Below are 17,226 nucleotides of genomic sequence, written 5' to 3' on the forward strand. Positions count from 1 at the left end.
GGGTAGAGCCTCACACAAGGGGGGCGAGTCATGGAGCATCATAGCGAAGCGTTCGTGGCGTTGGACACTGCGAAATTGCGCAATGCGGTGGCGATTGCCGATGCCGGTCGAAACGGTGAGATTCGCTATCTCGGCGAGATCGACAATACTGAAGCCGAGACACGTAAGCTCGTGGCAAAACTCGCGAGCAAACATGCTCGATTGACGTTCTGCTACGAGGCTGGCCCGACAGGTTACGGTCTCTACCGCTTGATCAAGAGCATCGGCCATGACTGCATTGTGGTGGCACCGTCGCTGATCCCATCCAAGCCAGGTGATCGGGTCAAAACCAATCGGCGCGACGCCGTCAATCTCGTGAAGCTGCTCAGGGCCGGTGAGCTGACGGCGGTCTGGGTGCCTGATGAGCGTCACGAGGCGATGCGGGACCTCGTGCGGGCTCGCGATGCCGCGGTTAAGGACTACAGAATCAAGCGCCAGAACGTCTCCTCGCTTCTGCTTCGTCTCGGCCGTCACTATCCGGGCAAGAAAACCTGGGGGCGGACGCACATCAACTGGCTCACCGGCCTCAAGCTTGAGCATCGCGAGCAGCGCATCGCCTTCGAAGAAATGCTGTTGGCTGTACGACAGGTCCGGGAACGGATCGAGCGGTTGGAACAGGCCATGCGCGAGGCCGTGGCGGACTGGACTCTGGCACCAGTCATCGAGGCAGTGCAGGCGATGCGTGGCATCGACATGGTCGGGGCGATCGCGTTCCTGGCCGAGCTTGGCGATCTGTCGCGCTTCGAGAACCCCCGTCAGTTGATGGCCTATCTTGGCCTTACCCCGTCAGAGAGATCGACCGGGGAGAGCGTCAAACGCGGTGGCATCACCAAGGCCGGCAACACGCGTGCACGACGGCTGCTCATCGAGGCTGCGTGGAGCTACCGATTCCCGCCACGCGTCAGCAAGGACATGCAGACCAGGATCGGGGCCGCGCCACGGACGGCCCGCGAGATTGCCTGGAAGGCGCAGATGCGGCTTTGTGGCCGCTTCAGGACACTGACGCGGAAGGGCAAGCGGCCGACGATCGTGGTGACTGCGATCGCCCGCGAGCTGTCAGCCTTCATCTGGGCGATCAACCGTGAGTTCGTAGGATCTCATGCGACGGCGAACCGGTAGACCGGGGTCATGGACCGCTCGAGCTATGAAGGGCTCGACCGGCCCACAACCCCTCCGTCCTCACACGTAGCAACAGGCTAATATCAGCGGAGCATCATCGAACATCAATCGTGCAGCAGCGAGGGCGGGGCCACGGCAGGGGAACTCCCGCTTGGACTATGTGGCCGATCGCAAGATCGATGCCCGCGTTTAGACAGGGACAGCCCCGGACGAACAAACGGAAATGCGGTACCCAACCCGCGAATCAGAGTTTGATCACCGACGTCTTCAGGTCCCGCCCTCACCCCTGCACGATCTATCGCCCAGACCCTCAAGCCAGAATGGCAGTAAGAGGGCGATCAATCGCGCGTTCGGCGCTTGACGAGGGACATCAGCGTCCTTTGACCCACGACGGACATTGGTCGCATTCAAACGCCAGTAGCGTGCTAGTCTTCCCCATGGCGGGGCTAACGGGCTCGAAGGGTAGATTTCGATGACTTCCGACGTCGGGCGGGAACAATTACTTTCCGCAACACCACCAAGTCGAGACGAACTTTCATATCGATTGGAACAACAATCCTTACTTGGGGATTTCGGCCGCATAGCGATGCTGACCCGCGACTTCACGCAAATACTGCAACGCGCAACCGAATTATGCGCACAGGGTCTGAGAGTTCGCTTCGCTAAGGTCTTAGAATTTCTTCCAGATGAAAAACGCCTTATGGTTCGCGCCGGCGTCGGTTGGGCGCCCGGGACCATCAATATCGTTTCGCTTAGCACAGATACCGGGTCACCAGCAGGGTATGCATACCAGACTGGAAATAGCGTCATATCAAACCATCTAGAAGCGGAGACGCGTTTCCGCACGCCTCAGCTCCTAGCGGATCATGGTATCAGGCGGGCAATCAACGTGCTGATAGAACGGGGGGCGGAGGGCAATCAGTCCTTCGGCGTACTGGAAGTCGATAGCACCGACCCTGGCGAGTTCGACGAGGCGGACGCGCACTTCCTTGCGGGCTTCGCCAGCCTGCTTGGCATCGCCATCGAACGCCAGCAGGCCGACGCCAAGCTTCAGAAGGCCCTCGAGCATCAGGAGTTGCTGACACGAGAAATGAGCCATCGTGTCAAGAACAGCCTGACTTCGGTTGTCGGCCTCCTTCGCGTGCAAGCCCGGAGTGCACAATCCGAAGAAGTCAAGAATGCGTTAGACGATGCGAGTGCGCGCGTGGAAACCATCGCCCAGGTGCATGATCACCTATGGCGTGGTTCGCAAATCGGCTTTGTCGACCTGGAAGATTTTATGACCGAGCTTTGCAAAAAATTGAAGGGGGCAACCGAGGGGGTTTCCTTGCACTGCTATGCAGATTCAATGTTGCTCTCTGCGGATCACGCAATTCCGCTAGGATTGTTGGTCAACGAGCTCGTTACCAACGCGGTGAAGTATGCTTACCCGGGAGGCAAAGGCGCAATCGAAATCTCTGCCCGCGAGATAGAGGGACAACTTCGCCTCGAAGTTTCCGACCAAGGCATCGGCCTACCGGACGGCTTTGACATCGATCAACCGCGCACCAGTTTGGGGTTTAAGGTCATCAAAGGCCTGGTTGGCCAGCTTCAGGGACATATAGCCGTTGTCACTGGCGCGACGAAAGGAGCGCGGTTTTTGGTAAACTTACCTATTCTTCCCAAGAAAGTGATCTGAGGGGGGCCATAACGATTCCGCCAACCTTGCTCACTCGTGCCGGAGAGTTGATCGAATAACGCCAGTCATTGCTGCTGTGCATGAGTCGCCCTGTTGGCACCTTTGAGACATGCCGACGGACTCCGAGAATGTCTGTTCATGGGGGAAGACCGGAGTGCGCCGGGAGACCGGCAAGGAGTAGATGGTGGAAGTCCATCACGATGAAGGAGTAGCGAACCGCATCGACCCCGAGTCATGCGCAGATGCCCGCGAGGGCCTCGGCGAAGCGTTGACAGGGGAGCGCATAGGCCAGCCATTGAGCCGCGAAAGTACCCTCATTCTGGGTGCCGACGTCGTTCCGGTGACGGAAGGCAACACGGATGGGCGCGATAACGCGAGCGCCCAGACGGCCCGGCGTGGTCTTAGACACTGGCATGTGCGCACGCTCTTTGCTTGGGAACCGGGAGATCTCATGGTCGGCCAGCACCAGTATGCGTGCTGCACTGGCCCGCGTCGGGAAGGCGAGGAGCCGTAGCCGATGATGTACGATCATGAGAAGTCTGACCCCGCCATAGTAGCTGTGAAGCCAACGAACAAAGCCGGGCAACCGGCTGTGGAGTTGGTGGAGCCAAGGGCGGGGGCCGAGGGGAATGTGCGTCAGCAAAGCACGGGCCGGGCACAGTACCGGGGAACCGTGTCACAGGCGCTGGAGCGCATACGGCAAGCCGCAAGGCAAAGGAAGAAGGAGAAGTTCACCGCGCTCTTCCATCACGTCAGTATTGACCATCTCGCAGAGGCATTCTCTGAACTCAAGGGGAATGCTGCAGCTGGAGTGGATGGGCTGACATGTCGGGATTACGAGCAGCACCTTGAGCGCAATCTTGAGGACCTGCATGCTCGCGTCCATCGGGGAGCGTATCGGGCACTACCGTCGCGGCGGGTTTACATACCCAAACCGGATGGTCGGCAACGCCCGATCGCGGTCGCCGCCCTTGAGGACAAGATCGTCCAGAGGGCCACGGCTGCGGTGCTGAGCGCGATCTACGAGGAGGATTTCCTCGGGTTCTCGTATGGGTTCCGACCCGAACGCAGCACGCACGATGCGATGGATGCGCTCATGGTCGGGATCACCAGCACAAAGGTGAACTGGATACTGGACGCTGACATCCGCTCGTTCTTCGACACGGTGAGCCAGGAGTGGCTCATCAGGTTTGTAGAACATCGCGTCGGCGACCGACGTATCATCCGCCTGATCCAGAAATGGCTCAAGGCAGGCGTCCTGGAAGACGGAATCGTGACGGTCAGTGACAAGGGGACCGGGCAGGGATCGGTGATCTCACCGCTTCTGGCCAATCTCTACTTACACTACGTTTTCGATCTCTGGGCCGAGCGCTGGCGACGGCGTGAGGCAGCGGGCAATATGATCATCGTGCGCTACGCCGACGACCTCATTGTTGGCTTCGAGCACGAGACCGACGCCCGTCGCTTCCTCGACGAGATGCGTAAGCGGTTACAGGAGTTTGCACTGTCGCTTCATTCGGAGAAGACCCGGCTGATCGAGTTTGGACGCTTCGCGGTGGAAAACCGCAAGCGGCGCGGGCTCGGCAAACCGGAGACCTTCACCTTCCTGGGCTTCACCTTTATCTGCAGCAAAACTCGTCGGGGCAAATTCCAAATCAAACGAAAGTCCCGGCGCGATCGCATGCAGGCAAAGTTGCAAGCCATCAAACAGGAACTGCGACGGAGCATGCATCAGCCGATTCCCCAGCAGGGAAGATGGTTGCAGCAGGTCGTCACCGGTTACTTCAACTACCACGCGGTGCCGACAAACAGTTCGTCACTGTCCGCGTTCCTATTCCACGTTACCAATCTCTGGCGGCGAACGCTGCAGTGGCGGAGCCAAAAAGATGGGATGACCTGGGAGCGGATCAAGCGGTTGGCCGACCACTGGCTCCCGAAACCGCGAATCCTTCATCCGTGGCCAGAGAGTCGCTTCGCCGTCAGACACCCAAGGTGGGAGCCGTATGCCCGAATTGGGCCCGTACGGATCTGTGCGGGGGGCGCGAGGTAACTCGCGTCCCTACCGCGAAAGTCATCGGCCGACGTCCAAAACGGCGCGATTGACCCCAAGCGGAAGTCAGCATCGCCGCAAAGCGCAACCATACACTATGGATGAAAGCTCGCCTACTTTCGTTCGGCTTCAGCCTCTTGCTCCAGCCGCAAAATATGTGCGCGTAGCGCATCGAACCGCTCTTCGGTGACATCGCTGAACAGCGGATCCTTGTGACCGGTTACGGCCGAAGCGATCTCCGTCCAATCTTCAGGCTTGAGGGCCTTAAGCGCGGCAGGAAAGAAATCTCGATCTTCCATCATCATGTGGTGCCGCTCGTGCACGATGAAATCGCGAACAATGGTATCGACATCTTGCCGAAGAACTTCAGCATCCGCGAGCACGTTCTCGACCGCGCAAGCGACGCGGCGCAAGCGTTCAGCCCCTTTGTGGTGTTCGCCAGCGAGATCACCGACCTTCGCAGCCGCAACCGGATCGCGCGTTCTTAGCTTGGCAAAGACCAGGTCTTCCTGAGGATGGTGAAATACTTCCGGGTAGACTTCGAAATAGCTGATCACCGCGCGAATAACCTCGTAGTCGGGGCGGTTTCCCCGGTCGAAAACCTCAAGCTCCCGCTCGAGGATGGCGAGCAGCTTCTCAATATTGCGATGCTCTTGGGATAAGCGCTCAATGATCATGGCAGCACTCCATACAGTGAACCACAACAAATTATCCCTGACGCGATATCAGCTATTGCGGCAGATCAAATCAGGGTCGGAATAAGGTGCGCGATGAGAAGAACGAGCGGTTCAAAACGTAAAGTGAGTTCGCTGCGTGATGCGGTCGTTGGTCGGCTCTGATGCGGCGGCGGCGTCGGGGAGGCAGAATCATTCCAGATAGCTGAGATAGGCCGCGACAGCCTTGATCTGCGCCTCGCTCAGGTCGTGAGCGATCGGCTGCATGATCGCCGAGGTGTCGGGGTTGGCCTTGTCCTGACCACGCTCCTTGTCCCAATTTGTCAGTTTCCTGATGATGTAGTCATGGAGTTGGCCGGCCAAGCGTGGAAATGCGTCGGTTCCCTTGGCATCCGGGCCGTGACAGGACGCGCATGGGGGAATGTTCGCGCCTGCGCCTTCGAGATAGATTGTCTTGCCTTCGGCCAGATGATCCTTTGGCGCTCCGCCGAGCGGTTTGGGATTGAGATCTCTGAACTCTTCAGCCAAAGCTTTCAGCATCGCCGGACTGAGGACATGCGCGACGTTGAACATCACGGGGTTCGTCCGTCGACGTTCGACGAATGCCTGCAACTGATTCTCGAGATATTCCGGTTGCTGTCCTGCAAGCCGGGGCATCGGAAACGATCCGCGAAAACCTTGCCCCGCGACCCCATGGCAGGTTTTGCAATAATCCGTCTTGGCCCGGAGGTCCTGCGTCGAGACGGTTGCCTTTTCCTCAGCGTGCACCGCAGCAGTTACCACGATTGCGAAGGCTGCAGGCAGCCATACTGATTGGAAGCTCATAGGTCCGCCTTTCGACAATGACCCAAGCTACGCCTGACCGGATGCTTTGATCCAGCCCAAATCTTTCCCGGCCGATTTGATCGAGATCAACGCCAAGCGGCACACGTTCAGATCATTATTCCCGTTGGTAGGTAGATGACGGGGACTCCAGTCGTCTAGCCTGGGTGCTGGGCAAAGTTGGCGGGCGACGAAGCATGATGTTTCGGCGACGTTGAGTTGTTGCATATGCAACGATTGTTGCAAGAATGTCTCTCCAATCACCAAATCGGAAGCGTCGTTGCAGTTGGCTTAGCTGCGCCGGCGACTCTTGCACTATCGTCGTTGCCGTTAGCGGCTCTCAATTCGGTGTTGTGCATTTTGCACGGAGTACCGCGAACAACGGGATAGCACGTGATGGGAAGTGGCCGTCCTACTCGACCTTTCGGAAACGTCAGTCTGTTCGCGGCGGTTGCGGTTGTTGCCGTCCTGGTCGGCTATCTGACGATCGGCTTCGCGACGTCGGCGCAAGCGCTTCCGAGTTTCGCGCGTCAGACCGGACAGCCCTGCGGCACCTGCCACACCAATTTCCCCGGGCTCACTCCATTTGGTCGCCGCTTCAAGCTGCTCGGCTATACGACGGGAGGTGGTCTTTACCGGACCACGCCGTTCTCGAACAATCCGGGCCCCAATGATGCCGATGGTGCGCTGCGCAGCTATGCCAGCCGGATCGATGGCAATGGCGATGCGCCCAGGGCTGCTCCTGTCGCTGAGAAGGGGTGGGTGCCGCCGGTCTCGATGATGGCGATCGCCGGTTTTACCCACACGCAAGTCCCGGAGATCGCGCCACCGACTGATCCGTACAAGGCAAATGACAACACCGTGCTATCGCCATTCAGCGGGTTCTGGGGCGGCGCGATCACCAGCAACATCGGCGCCTTCGTTCAGGTCACCTATAACGCGCCAGGTCCGGTATCCAGCTTGTCCGGCAATCCAGCAGACCAATTCCTGCACACATGGACCTGGGACAATACCGATTTCCGTTTTGCCAGCACGGCAAATATCGGCGGACTCGACGTCATCTACGGCATCACCGCCAACAATAATCCGACGGTTCAGGATCCGTGGAATACGACTCCGGCGTGGGCATTCCCCTATGCCGGCTCGACGCTTGCGGCCAAACCTGCCGCCGCCACGATTATCGAGGGCGCCTTTGCCGCGCATGTAGGCGGCGTCGGTGCCTACACGATGATCAACGACATGCTGTTTCTCGAGTTTAGCGGCTATCAGACGCTCAAGTTTGAGCATCAGAACTCGCTGGGCCTGGACCCGTTCGCTTCGCCCGGCCTGTTCAACGGCGTGGCGCCGTATTGGCGCGTGGCGTTCGAGCCGCATTGGGGACCCCACACCTTCATGCTCGGCACCTACGGCATGATCTTCGATGTCAAACCGTGGATGGACAACACCTTCGTACTCGGAACGACCGGGACGCTGGCGCAAACCAACCGGTTCACCGACATCGGCGTCGACTCGCAGTACCAGTATCAAGGTTCGAATTACTGGGTGACACTGCGCGCCAACTATATTCGCGAATTCCAGCGGCTGGATGCGTCCTTCGCCACGGGCGTCTCGGCCAATCCAACCAACGAACTCAACACCCTTCGGCTAACGGGAGAGTTTACCTTCGGCGGAGACAACCGCATCTCGCTCACCGGTCAACATTTCAATATCTGGGGCACTGCCGACGCAGGCTTGTACGGCACCGACATGATCGCCGGGAACGCCCTGACCCCGAACAGCAACGGCTGGATGGCCGAGCTTGATTACATTCCGTTTGGCACGAGCAAGGCGCCGGGCTGGCCGTGGTTCAATGCCAAGCTTGGCCTGCAATATATCTATTACAACAAGTTCAACGGCACCACGGTCGGCGCCCATGACAACAACACCCTCTTCCTCCACGCCTGGTTTGCGATGTAGGCGGGATCGAGAGCACAAAGGAGATGTTTTCATGAAGAAACTGATTTTCCTGGGCGCAGCCGGACTTGCATTGTCCGGACCCGCATTCGCCGCCGATCTGCCGCCCGAGATGCCCTTGAAGGCGTCGTTCGTGCAGCGGTTCACCTGGACCAGTTGCTATCTCGGCGCCCACCTCGGCGGCGGCTGGGCCAAAGAGAATGTGACCGATCCGGTGCTACTGGTGCAGGACAATGCCGGACTGGGCGGACCGGGTTTCACGACCGGCGGACCCACCACGGTCGCGGTCAACCAGAGCGGCGCCATGATCGGCGGCCAGATCGGCTGCGACTATCAGTTCCCGTCGAATCTTGTACTCGGCGTCGAGGGAGCGGTGTCGGGCGGGACGATGAAGGGCAGTAAACTGGTGACGCTTCCGGACAGTCCACCGGACACCGCCCTTGTCCGCGTGAAAACCGATTTCATGCCGACGCTGACGGGCCGGATAGGCTATGCGGCCGATCACTGGCTGTTCTACGCCAAGGGCGGCGTCGCCTGGGCCAGCAACAAGTATAGCGTCGTCGGAACGTTCAACGGTGGGGCCGGACTCGGTCTGCCGTTCGACTTCGAAGGATTGAGCCTGCGTACCGGCTGGACCGCGGGCGCCGGCGTCGAATGGGCGTTCGCGGAGGATTGGTCGGCAAGGCTCGAATACGACTACTACGATTTCGGGTCCCATACCGCGACGATGAACGATGCGGTCAATGGTCCAGGCCCGCTGGGTTTCAAAACGACCATGCAGATGGTCAAGCTCGGGGTAAATTTCCATGTTTGGGGCTGGCAGTAGATCGATACACACGCGTTCGAATGATCGGCTCGTTCTTCAGCGGGGCAGACCACCGCACCCGGCGCAACGATGAAAGCAGGATGATGAAGATCGCTGGCTTACATTCGGCGTTGCGAACCGCGATCCTGGCCGTGGTGTTCTCCGCTGGTCTATCGATTACCGGTCACGCGGATGATTTTCAGGCCAAGCTTGCCTACTGCAAGACCTGCCACGGTTTGTCGGGCCAAGGTTACCATGGCTACTACCCCATGCCGCGGCTCGCGGGACAGCAACCCAAATACCTCGAGAACCAGTTGCGCGCGTTCATCGAGCACAGGCGGAAAAACGCGATCATGGCCAATGTGGCGCATGCGCTGTCGCCGTCGATGCTGTCGGCGCTGGCGCATCATTTCCGGGATCTCAATCCGCCGCCGCTGGGTGGCGGCGGATCGGGCGGCGCGGTCGCCACTGGCAAACGCATTTACGAGGAGGGACTTCCTGAATCCAATGTCCCCGCATGCTCCGCATGCCACGGTCCGGACGCCAGGGGGCAGGACCAGATCCCGCGCCTGGCCGGCCAGCTCCCGGACTACTTCTACAGCAAACTGGTCAACTGGAGCGCGGAGCGCGGTCAGAATTCTTCGATGCCGGATTCGTCTGCCGTCATGGGGCCGACTTCGCACAACCTAACTAAGTCGCAAATCGCAGCCGTCGCTGCCTATGTCAGTGGTCTCAGGTAGTCTTGAAAGTGCGGAAGCCAATTTCATGAAGTGGGTCTGGCCGAAACTAGCGATCCTTGCGATTCTTTGCTCGCCCGTTCCCTCATGGGGCGGCAGTTCGCTTGCGGCCAGCGTCCGCAACTGCACTTGGTGCCATGGGACCGGGGCGCAGGGCTATACGGTCGCGCCGCGATTAGCCGGACAACGATCCCTGTACATTGAAGCCCAGCTTCGCGGCTATGCCGCGCACATCCGCGATAACCCGCTTTCGAAACAGTACATGTGGGGGGCCGCAGCGAATCTGAATGCCGACACGGTGCGAGATCTGGCGGACTATTTTGCGTCGCTGCCGCCGAAAACCGCCCTTGATGGACATCGGGCGCTCGTGGAAAGAGGACAAGCGATTTACCTGCAGGGAATTCCGGAGGCCAATATCGCGGCATGCCTTGCCTGCCATGGCCCGGCGGGCCAGGGCATCAGAGAGATTCCGCGTCTCGGAGGACTGTCCTATTTCTACGTCAAACGCAGGCTCGAGGAATGGGGGCAGGGATATCATTCGGCTCCGATGTCGCCGATGCCTCTGGTTGCCAGCACGCTGGGCCCCGACGAAATCGAGGCACTGGCGTCATACCTTAGTTTCGTCAGGTAATTGCCGGCGACATCAGCCAATCAGGTATCGAACGGCGCGGAGAGGACTCGAAATGTCTGCTTCTGGCGCACTTTTCGGACATGAGCGGACCGGCTGAAAATGTCTGCTCTGGGGCGTGAAAAGGACAAAATAGGAATTCTGGGTGACGTCTAAGAAGGCTTCAAGTCGACATAGGCCTCGGCCCGCGCCCCATTCATGAAGCGCCGGCAATCGCAATTATGCATGGTCTCGCGCGCGCTGATGCTATCGAAATGATCGAAGATCTTCAGAGAGCGCATTTGAAACCCTTCCGCCGTGGCTTTCGACCGTGGTTCAACTATCGCAGTGACAGTGAAAGCGATCAAAGGCCAACGCTTTCAAGAGCATTCGATGGCGGGTGTGGAGGAGGGAAGTTCCTCCCCTGACTCAGCCTTCGATTATCTGGAGCGCCACTCCTGTGCTCTCTTCTGTCCGACTGCTTCTGGCGCAAAGCTGCCGTTCCTGTCTACAGGATACCTGTGGTCGAAGCGCAACGTGGGTACGCCGGCAAGCGGGTCAATCACAGTTCCAAAGATATTTGCGCTGGCTCATCAGGTCCTTCGCCTCCAAATCCCGAGACGGATACGCCGAGCAGCCTGACGGCTTTCTTCATCGGGAAGAGCGCCTTCAATAATTCGGCGGCTACATTCGCGAATTCGCTGCGGCTACCGACTGCGCCGGCCAACGATCGGCTGCGAGAGATCAACTCAAAGTCGGCGAACTTCACCTTAAGCGTGACGGTCCGGCCCCGCGTGCGCTTGTCCTCGCAATGCCGCCACACCTTGTCGATCAGCGGCTGCAGTTCCGACACCATCGCCTCCAATTCGGTGAGATCGGTGAAAAAGGTGTTTTCGGCACCGACGGATTTCCGGACTCGGTCGGCCCGAACCTCTCGGTTATCTACGCCGCGCGAGATCCAGTAGTAGTAGCTTCCGGCCTTTCCGAAGTTGGCCTGCATGAATTCGAGGGACTGGTTGCGCATGTCGAGGCCGGTGTAGAGTCCGAGCGAATTCATCTTGGCGCTCGTCGCCGGCCCGATGCCGTGGAATTTGCCGACCGGCAGCGTCTCGACGAACGCCGGCCCCATCTCCGGCGTGATGACGAATTGGCCGTTCGGCTTGCGGTGGTCGGAGGCAAGCTTGGCCAGAAATTTGTTGTAGGAGATGCCGGCGGAAGCATTCAGGCCGGTCACCTCCCGGATCTTGGCGCGGATCGCGAGCGCAACGTCGCGCGCCAGCGGAATCCCCTGCAGGTTTTCGGTGACGTCCAGGTAGGCCTCGTCCAGCGACAGCGGTTCGATGATCGGCGTGTGTTCGGCGAAGATCTCGCGGATCTGCTGGGAAACCGCCCTGTAGACCTCAAAGCGCGGCTTCACGAAGATCAGATCTGGACACTGCCGCTTGGCGGTCACCGAGGGCATCGCCGACCGGATGCCGAACTTGCGGGCTTCATAGCTCGCCGCCGCCACTACGCCGCGTTCGAGGGATCCGCCGACGGCGACCGGCTTGCCGCGGAGATCCGGATTATCCCGTTGCTCGACGGACGCGTAGAAGGCGTCCATGTCGACGTGGATGATTTTGCGTTGACGGGGCGAGGGCTCCGCCTGGTCGTTCTCGTCCGTCACGTTGTCTGGCCGGCCGGATCTTCCTTGACGCCGCGGGCGACGATCCGGAGCAACCCGTCCGGAAGCGGGCGCTGCAGCTTCAAGGCCTCGTCCGGAGCGGCCGTCATCCAGGTCTCCACCTCGGCCGGCGTCGTCAGGATCACTGGCATCGCCTTTGGATGGATGGCGCCGACCTTGGCGTTCGGTTCCGTCGTCAGGAACGCGAAGATGTCGTTGGTGGTCTCGCCCTCCTTGACCTTGCGGACGGATGTCCAGTTGGTCCAGATGCCGGCGAAGCAGGCGAGGGGGCGGGAGTCATCGAACGCAAACCAGATGTCGCCGCCTTCGGTCTTGTTAAACTCGCTGAAGGAGTTGAACGGCACCACGCAGCGGTTTTTAGTTCCCAGCCATCGCGTCCAGTGTTTGCTCTTCACGTTGCGGATATTGGTCGTTCCGCCGTCCGGCTCCATCCGGAGCAATTCCTTGAAATCGACGGTTTTGCCTTTAGCTTGCAACTTTTCGGCTCGTTTTTTGGTGGCGTCCATCAGCGCCTTCGACGACGATGGCATCCCCCACCGAGCCGTGGCGAGCTCGCGTCCCTGGGCTCCGTTACGTACGATCGGCGATCTGTAGTCCGGAAATACGCCCGGCATCGGTGCCAGATTGCCGACATACCGGTTGATCACCCGAAACAGCGCGATGATGGCGGCCTGGTTGGTGGTGATCGAATAGAGATTGCACACGGGGGTCTCGTTTGCTTTGACGGCCGCACGAACGGCCCTTGAATGGCGTCGAATCCTATTTGCGCGAGCAGGTGGTATCGCTGATCTTGTACTTGCCGCCGGAGAATTTGGGCCAGTCGCACGCGGTGCCGGACCTGGTCATCTGTTCGGCTATGTCGACCTTGTCGAGGAAGCACTGTGCCACGATGCGGTCCCGGCTGGTAGGTCGGGACCGCCCGTCGCAGACGGTGCCTTCACCCACTTGTAGGCAATGACCGTCTTGCCCTCGATCATGTTCGACAGCACGCCGGCGGCCTGTCCGTAACCAGCTTGCCCGCGTTCGGGTGCGTCGATTCCGCAGATCCTCACGCGTACCTTGGCGCCATCGGCTTCCATGGTGAAGGTGTCGCCGTCCGACACGGCTAGAACCTTTCCCAGGTAGTCCGCCGCGATCGCTGGCGAACAAACAAATGCGGCGATCAATATGGCGAGTAATCTCATTTCGGTATCTCCCGGCTACCGCCACATTCCCCGCGTGCGGGCGCCTATATCCACCTTCGGCCCTTGGCCGGGGGTGCGCGCCGCATTACCGGCAGGCACAATCGGCCAGGAAGTCCGCTCGAACAGACCCAGCAGCTTCTCGGGGATGAAGCGCGTCCTGGAGGCATAGAGATGGCGATCGCCCTGCGCGTGCTGGCCGTGGACGAAGAAGCGCTGCGGCACAACGAGATGAAGGTCGTCCTTGGCGCGGGTCATGGCGACGTAGAGCAGGCGACGTTCCTCCTCGATCTCGGCCGACGTGCCGGCGCCGAGGTCAGAAGGCATGCAGCCGTCAACAACGTTGAGCAGATAGACCGACTTCCACTCCTGGCCCTTGGCGGAGTGGATCGTGGACAGGATCAGATAGTCCTCATCAAGCAGCGGTACGCCGGCCTGGTCGCTGGTCGCGTCGGGCGGATCCAGCGTTAGCTCGGTCAAGAAGCGTTCGCGCGAGGGATATCCAGACGCGATCTGCTCGAGCTGGAGCAAATCAGCCCGCCGCGTGTCGGAGTCTTCGTGAATGCGGTCGAGATGCGGTTCGTACCACAGGCGTGCGCGCTCGAGATCGACGGGCCATTCCGAATACCGGAGATTGCCCAAGGTCTCGACGAAGCCCTTCCAATCATCGCCGGCGCGCGGCGGCGTCGGGATGCCGGCGAGCGCGGCGATCGGGTCGGCGGCCTCCGCCATGCGCTCCAGCACGCGCTGTGCGGTGGCGGAGCCAATGCCGGGCAGCAGATGCAGCAGACGGAATCCGGCGACCCGATCGCGCGGATTTTCGACGAATCGCAGCAACGCCAGCATGTCCTTGATGTGGGCGGCGTCGAGAAACTTCAGTCCGCCAAACTTCACGAACGGGATGTTCCGACGCGTCAGTTCGATTTCAAGCGGACCGCTGTGGCTGGACGTTCGAAACAGAACGGCCTGCTCCTTGAGGAGCGTACCGGACTCGCGGTTCTCCAGGATGCGCTCGACGATAAAGCGGGCCTGGTCGGCCTCGTCGCGGACGGTGACGAGTTGCGGCTTGGCTCCGGACGTGCGCTCGGTCCAGAGGTTCTTGGTAAAACGCTCCTTGGCGAGACCGATAACGCCGTTGGCGGCGGCGAGGATCGTTTGCGTCGACCGATAATTGCGGTCGAGCGTGATGATGCTCGCTGGCGGCGAGAACTGGTCGGGAAAGTCGAGGATGTTGCGCACGGTCGCGGCGCGGAACGAGTAGATCGATTGGGCGTCGTCGCCGACGACCGTCAGGCCACGGCCTCCGGGCTTGAGAGCCAGCAGGATGGAGGACTGCAGGCGGTTGGTGTCCTGATACTCGTCGACCAGGACGTGGTCGAAGCGGCCGCCGATGTCATCGGCCAGGCCGGCGTCGCCGACCATCTGCGCCCAGTAGAGCAGGAGATCGTCGTAATCGAGAACGTTCTGCTTCTGCTTGGCTTCGACGTAGGCCGCGAACAGTTCCTTAAGCTCCGCCGCCCATCCGGCGCACCATGGATACGAGGTGCCGATGACCTGCTCGATCGGCCTCTCAGCATTGACGCAGCGCGAGTAGATGGAAAGGCAGGTGCCCTTGGTCGGAAAGCGGCTTTCGGTCTTGGAGAATCCCTTCTCGTGCCGGACCAGGTTCATTAGGTCGGCGGAGTCTTCGCGGTCGTGAATCGTAAAGGCTGGATCCAGGCCGATGTGTTCGGCGTACTCGCGCAGCAGCCGGGCGCCGATGCCGTGGTAGGTGCCAGCCCACGTGAGCGCGTCCGTCATGACGCCGGCGTTCTCGCCCATCACCTTGCGGGCGATCCTTTCGACCCGCTTGATCATCTCGGATGCGGCACGCCGTGAAAACGTCATCAGCAGGATCCGGCGCGGGTCGGCGCCCTGTACGATCAGATAGGCGACCCGATGGGCGAGGGTGTTGGTCTTTCCGGACCCCGCTCCTGCGATCACCAGTAGCGGCGGCGCCGCCAATCCTCCCGCGGGGCCGTGCTCAACCGCACGCCGCTGCTCGGGATTGAGGGCTTCGAGGTAGGCGGTTGCCGTCTGCACCTTGGGCGTCCGTTCATGGTTGGAATAAGCGACGGTCAATGATTCCTGCCGTGATCGCAACCTAGACCTCCCCTCGAGGGTGACGCGGCTGCCAACCAAGTTGGAGCAAGGTCGCGGAGGGGCGCCGCCCGGCCTTGGCGCACTTGCGGCAGCGCAGCCGGCTTGCAAGATCGTGCACGAAGGTGGTTGGCGGATGCTTGAGGGCCGCCAGATCGACATCGTTCGGGGTCTTGCATCGCGCGCACTGGATTTCCAGCCAGGGAAAGCCGCCGTTGATCGCCTGGTCAATGGTTGGCGAGGGGTCGATCGGCTCGCCATCGCTCCACATCCGCTCGTTCCAGCTTTCACAGAGCATCCTATCGGCCTGCTGGATCAGCGCAGCACCCTTGGCTCGCATCTCTGCTGATTGCGCAGCCAGAATGCCGGTCATCGCGCGTGCTTTCCCCAATTCCTTCGTCAGAGCCTTTCGGTCTCCGCCTGACAGCGGCGTGGGGTGATGTTTTGGCGCCATCCGGACATCCAAGCGCAGACCAAACTCGGGGTGCAGGCTAGGTCATGTCAAATCCCGGCCAGCACCCGTCTTCTTCGTGTCTTCCGGTGCGCTGCTGGCAGGTGTTGTCGAGCAGTCGCTGCGCGACGTCCTTCCAGACCGCGTTTCCGCCATACAATCGGACTGCATCGGCAGTCTGGATTTCGACGGTCCGCTCGCAGCGACGGCAGGAGATGCGCAGCACGTGACGCTGAATTTCCGAAAGACGTCGCTGCCGCAGCTGGGCTCCGGTCGCATCGGCGCGAGGGTCTTTGAGGACCGATTCCCAGTATTCGGCCGGGAGGGGCGCATCCGGAGCCGCAGCGGAGGGGCCCCGCCTGCGGACGGCTTCAGCGGCCAGCTTTTCCATCTGCTTCGGGGTCGGCATGCGCCAGCTCGCGGGTCGGTCGGTCATTCCGAATTAGAACATAAAGTGAACAAAAGTCGAGTCCGATCGAGCCCGCTCCGTGAAAAAATCCTGCTGTTGGAAAGGTCGCGCTGTCGGAACCAAGCCCGCCCATTCGTCTTGAATCCGGCATCAGTAGTGGAGTTCCCCCGTCATGGCCCCCCGCGCTAACTGGAAAGGCTTCCTGCGTCTTTCCCTCGTCACCTGTCCGGTCGCGCTCTATCCGGCCACATCGGAATCCGAAAAGGTCTCCTTCAACCAGCTCAACCGGAAGACCGGCCACCGCATCAAATATGCCAAGGTTGATGCTGACACCGGCGAGGAGGTCGCCAACGAGGATATCGTCAAGGGCTACAAGGTCGACACCGACACCTTCATCGAGGTGACGAAGGAGGAGCTCGAGAACGTCGCGCTGGAATCGACACGAACCATCGAGATCGACGAGTTCGTCGACCGCAGCGAGATCGACCCGCGGTACCTGATCCGTCCCTACTACCTCGTGCCGGACGGAAAGGTCGGTCACGACGCCTTCGCCGTCGTCCGCGAAACCATACGTGAGATGAACAAGGTCGCCATCGGCCGGGTGGTGCTGACCAACCGTGAGCACATCATTGCCCTCGAGCCCATGGACAAGGGACTGATGGGGACGCTGCTGCGCTATCCTTACGAGGTGCGTTCTGCGGACGAATATTTCGACGACATCCAGGATGTCAAAGTCACCAAGGACACCCTACCAAGTTTCATCTTGTTAATGGCGATAATTCTCCGGACGTAATCGTGGAGGAGCCACGTTTCCTTCCCGCGATCCCAATTGGTCGCGGCGACACACCGGCTGCTGACGCCAGCATTGCTTACGGCAA

The 17,226-nt window shown here is 60.3% G+C and carries 15 protein-coding genes and 1 pseudogene; 8 read left to right on the plus strand and 8 right to left on the minus strand.

From position 1 onward, the window contains the following. The first annotated feature begins 30 nt into the window (after positions 1-30). From BLR13_RS37115 to ltrA, 3 genes are all read left to right on the plus strand, one after another. Complete coding sequence (locus BLR13_RS37115; protein WP_074817250.1) at positions 31-1,158, plus strand: IS110 family transposase; 1,128 nt, start codon at positions 31-33, stop codon at positions 1,156-1,158. A gap of 472 nt (positions 1,159-1,630) precedes the next feature. Next, a complete protein-coding gene (locus BLR13_RS37120; RefSeq protein ID WP_074829804.1) occupies positions 1,631-2,836 on the plus strand; it encodes a sensor histidine kinase in 1,206 nt (401 codons plus the stop codon). 517 nt (positions 2,837-3,353) lie between these two features. Next, positions 3,354-4,886 (plus strand): group II intron reverse transcriptase/maturase, encoded by a 1,533-nt coding sequence (ltrA, locus tag BLR13_RS37130; protein WP_171944931.1) that lies wholly within the window; start codon positions 3,354-3,356, stop codon positions 4,884-4,886. Positions 4,887-4,999: 113 nt separating this feature from the next. Here ltrA and BLR13_RS37135 read toward each other — a convergent pair whose 3' ends face one another. Both BLR13_RS37135 and BLR13_RS37140 read right to left on the minus strand, forming a co-directional pair. Further along, positions 5,000-5,563, minus strand: coding sequence for a hemerythrin domain-containing protein (locus BLR13_RS37135; protein WP_074829801.1), 564 nt, complete (start codon positions 5,561-5,563; stop codon positions 5,000-5,002). A gap of 189 nt (positions 5,564-5,752) precedes the next feature. Then, positions 5,753-6,403, minus strand: coding sequence for a c-type cytochrome (locus BLR13_RS37140; protein ID WP_244525015.1), 651 nt, complete (start codon positions 6,401-6,403; stop codon positions 5,753-5,755). A gap of 375 nt (positions 6,404-6,778) precedes the next feature. Between BLR13_RS37140 and BLR13_RS37145 the strand changes: the two genes are divergently transcribed. From BLR13_RS37145 to BLR13_RS37160, 4 genes are read left to right on the plus strand one after another with little or no spacing between them, the layout of a single operon-like run. Beyond that, positions 6,779-8,338 (plus strand): cytochrome C, encoded by a 1,560-nt coding sequence (locus BLR13_RS37145; protein ID WP_074829794.1) that lies wholly within the window; start codon positions 6,779-6,781, stop codon positions 8,336-8,338. Positions 8,339-8,369: 31 nt separating this feature from the next. Further along, on the plus strand, positions 8,370-9,161 hold the full coding sequence (locus tag BLR13_RS37150) for an outer membrane protein (RefSeq protein WP_074829783.1): 792 nt from the start codon (positions 8,370-8,372) through the stop codon (positions 9,159-9,161). Between the two features lie 20 nt (positions 9,162-9,181). Further along, positions 9,182-9,880 (plus strand): c-type cytochrome, encoded by a 699-nt coding sequence (locus BLR13_RS37155; RefSeq protein WP_244525016.1) that lies wholly within the window; start codon positions 9,182-9,184, stop codon positions 9,878-9,880. 25 nt (positions 9,881-9,905) lie between these two features. Then, the gene (locus tag BLR13_RS37160; protein ID WP_074832307.1) at positions 9,906-10,508 is read left to right on the plus strand and encodes a c-type cytochrome; all 603 of its coding nucleotides are present in this window, start codon (positions 9,906-9,908) and stop codon (positions 10,506-10,508) included. A gap of 538 nt (positions 10,509-11,046) precedes the next feature. Here the strand turns inward: BLR13_RS37160 and dinB are convergent. The 6 genes from dinB to BLR13_RS37190 all read right to left on the minus strand — a co-directional run bounded on the left by dinB (position 11,047) and on the right by BLR13_RS37190 (position 16,375). Then, positions 11,047-12,087, minus strand: coding sequence for a DNA polymerase IV (gene dinB / locus BLR13_RS37165; RefSeq protein WP_197679593.1), 1,041 nt, complete (start codon positions 12,085-12,087; stop codon positions 11,047-11,049). A 59-nt stretch (positions 12,088-12,146) separates the two neighbouring features. Beyond that, a complete protein-coding gene (locus BLR13_RS37170) occupies positions 12,147-12,872 on the minus strand; it encodes an SOS response-associated peptidase (RefSeq protein WP_074829778.1) in 726 nt (241 codons plus the stop codon). Positions 12,873-13,022: 150 nt separating this feature from the next. Then, complete coding sequence (locus tag BLR13_RS37175) at positions 13,023-13,352, minus strand: thermonuclease family protein (protein ID WP_074829775.1); 330 nt, start codon at positions 13,350-13,352, stop codon at positions 13,023-13,025. Positions 13,353-13,367: 15 nt separating this feature from the next. Further along, complete coding sequence (locus BLR13_RS37180; protein WP_074832304.1) at positions 13,368-15,431, minus strand: ATP-dependent helicase; 2,064 nt, start codon at positions 15,429-15,431, stop codon at positions 13,368-13,370. A gap of 61 nt (positions 15,432-15,492) precedes the next feature. Beyond that, entirely contained in the window at positions 15,493-15,942 is a 450-nt protein-coding gene (locus tag BLR13_RS37185; protein ID WP_074829771.1) for a hypothetical protein, read from the minus strand. Positions 15,943-15,979: 37 nt separating this feature from the next. After that, the gene (locus BLR13_RS37190; RefSeq protein ID WP_171945016.1) at positions 15,980-16,375 is read right to left on the minus strand and encodes a hypothetical protein; all 396 of its coding nucleotides are present in this window, start codon (positions 16,373-16,375) and stop codon (positions 15,980-15,982) included. A 145-nt stretch (positions 16,376-16,520) separates the two neighbouring features. Between BLR13_RS37190 and BLR13_RS37195 the strand changes: the two are divergent. Continuing rightward, positions 16,521-17,099: pseudogene (locus BLR13_RS37195) on the plus strand (Ku protein); the annotation flags it as partial. Between the last annotated feature and the right edge of the window lie 127 nt (positions 17,100-17,226).

The organism is Bradyrhizobium ottawaense (genome assembly GCF_900099825.1).
Taxonomy (GTDB): Bacteria; Pseudomonadota; Alphaproteobacteria; order Rhizobiales; family Xanthobacteraceae; genus Bradyrhizobium; species Bradyrhizobium ottawaense_A.

Excerpts from the sequence above, each read along its gene's own strand:
- BLR13_RS37115 (WP_074817250.1), top strand. The coding sequence starts at position 31 with ATGGAGCATCATAGCGAAGCGTTCGTGGCGTTGGACACTGCGAAATTG.
- BLR13_RS37120 (WP_074829804.1), top strand. The coding sequence starts at position 1,631 with ATGACTTCCGACGTCGGGCGGGAACAATTACTTTCCGCAACACCACCA.
- ltrA (WP_171944931.1), top strand. The coding sequence starts at position 3,354 with ATGATGTACGATCATGAGAAGTCTGACCCCGCCATAGTAGCTGTGAAG.
- BLR13_RS37135 (WP_074829801.1), bottom strand. The coding sequence starts at position 5,563 with ATGATCATTGAGCGCTTATCCCAAGAGCATCGCAATATTGAGAAGCTG.
- BLR13_RS37145 (WP_074829794.1), top strand. The coding sequence starts at position 6,779 with ATGGGAAGTGGCCGTCCTACTCGACCTTTCGGAAACGTCAGTCTGTTC.
- BLR13_RS37150 (WP_074829783.1), top strand. The coding sequence starts at position 8,370 with ATGAAGAAACTGATTTTCCTGGGCGCAGCCGGACTTGCATTGTCCGGA.
- BLR13_RS37155 (WP_244525016.1), top strand. The coding sequence starts at position 9,182 with ATGATCGGCTCGTTCTTCAGCGGGGCAGACCACCGCACCCGGCGCAAC.
- BLR13_RS37160 (WP_074832307.1), top strand. The coding sequence starts at position 9,906 with ATGAAGTGGGTCTGGCCGAAACTAGCGATCCTTGCGATTCTTTGCTCG.
- dinB (WP_197679593.1), bottom strand. The coding sequence starts at position 12,087 with ATGGACGCCTTCTACGCGTCCGTCGAGCAACGGGATAATCCGGATCTC.
- BLR13_RS37175 (WP_074829775.1), bottom strand. The coding sequence starts at position 13,352 with ATGAGATTACTCGCCATATTGATCGCCGCATTTGTTTGTTCGCCAGCG.
- BLR13_RS37185 (WP_074829771.1), bottom strand. The coding sequence starts at position 15,942 with ATGGCGCCAAAACATCACCCCACGCCGCTGTCAGGCGGAGACCGAAAG.
- BLR13_RS37190 (WP_171945016.1), bottom strand. The coding sequence starts at position 16,375 with ATGACCGACCGACCCGCGAGCTGGCGCATGCCGACCCCGAAGCAGATG.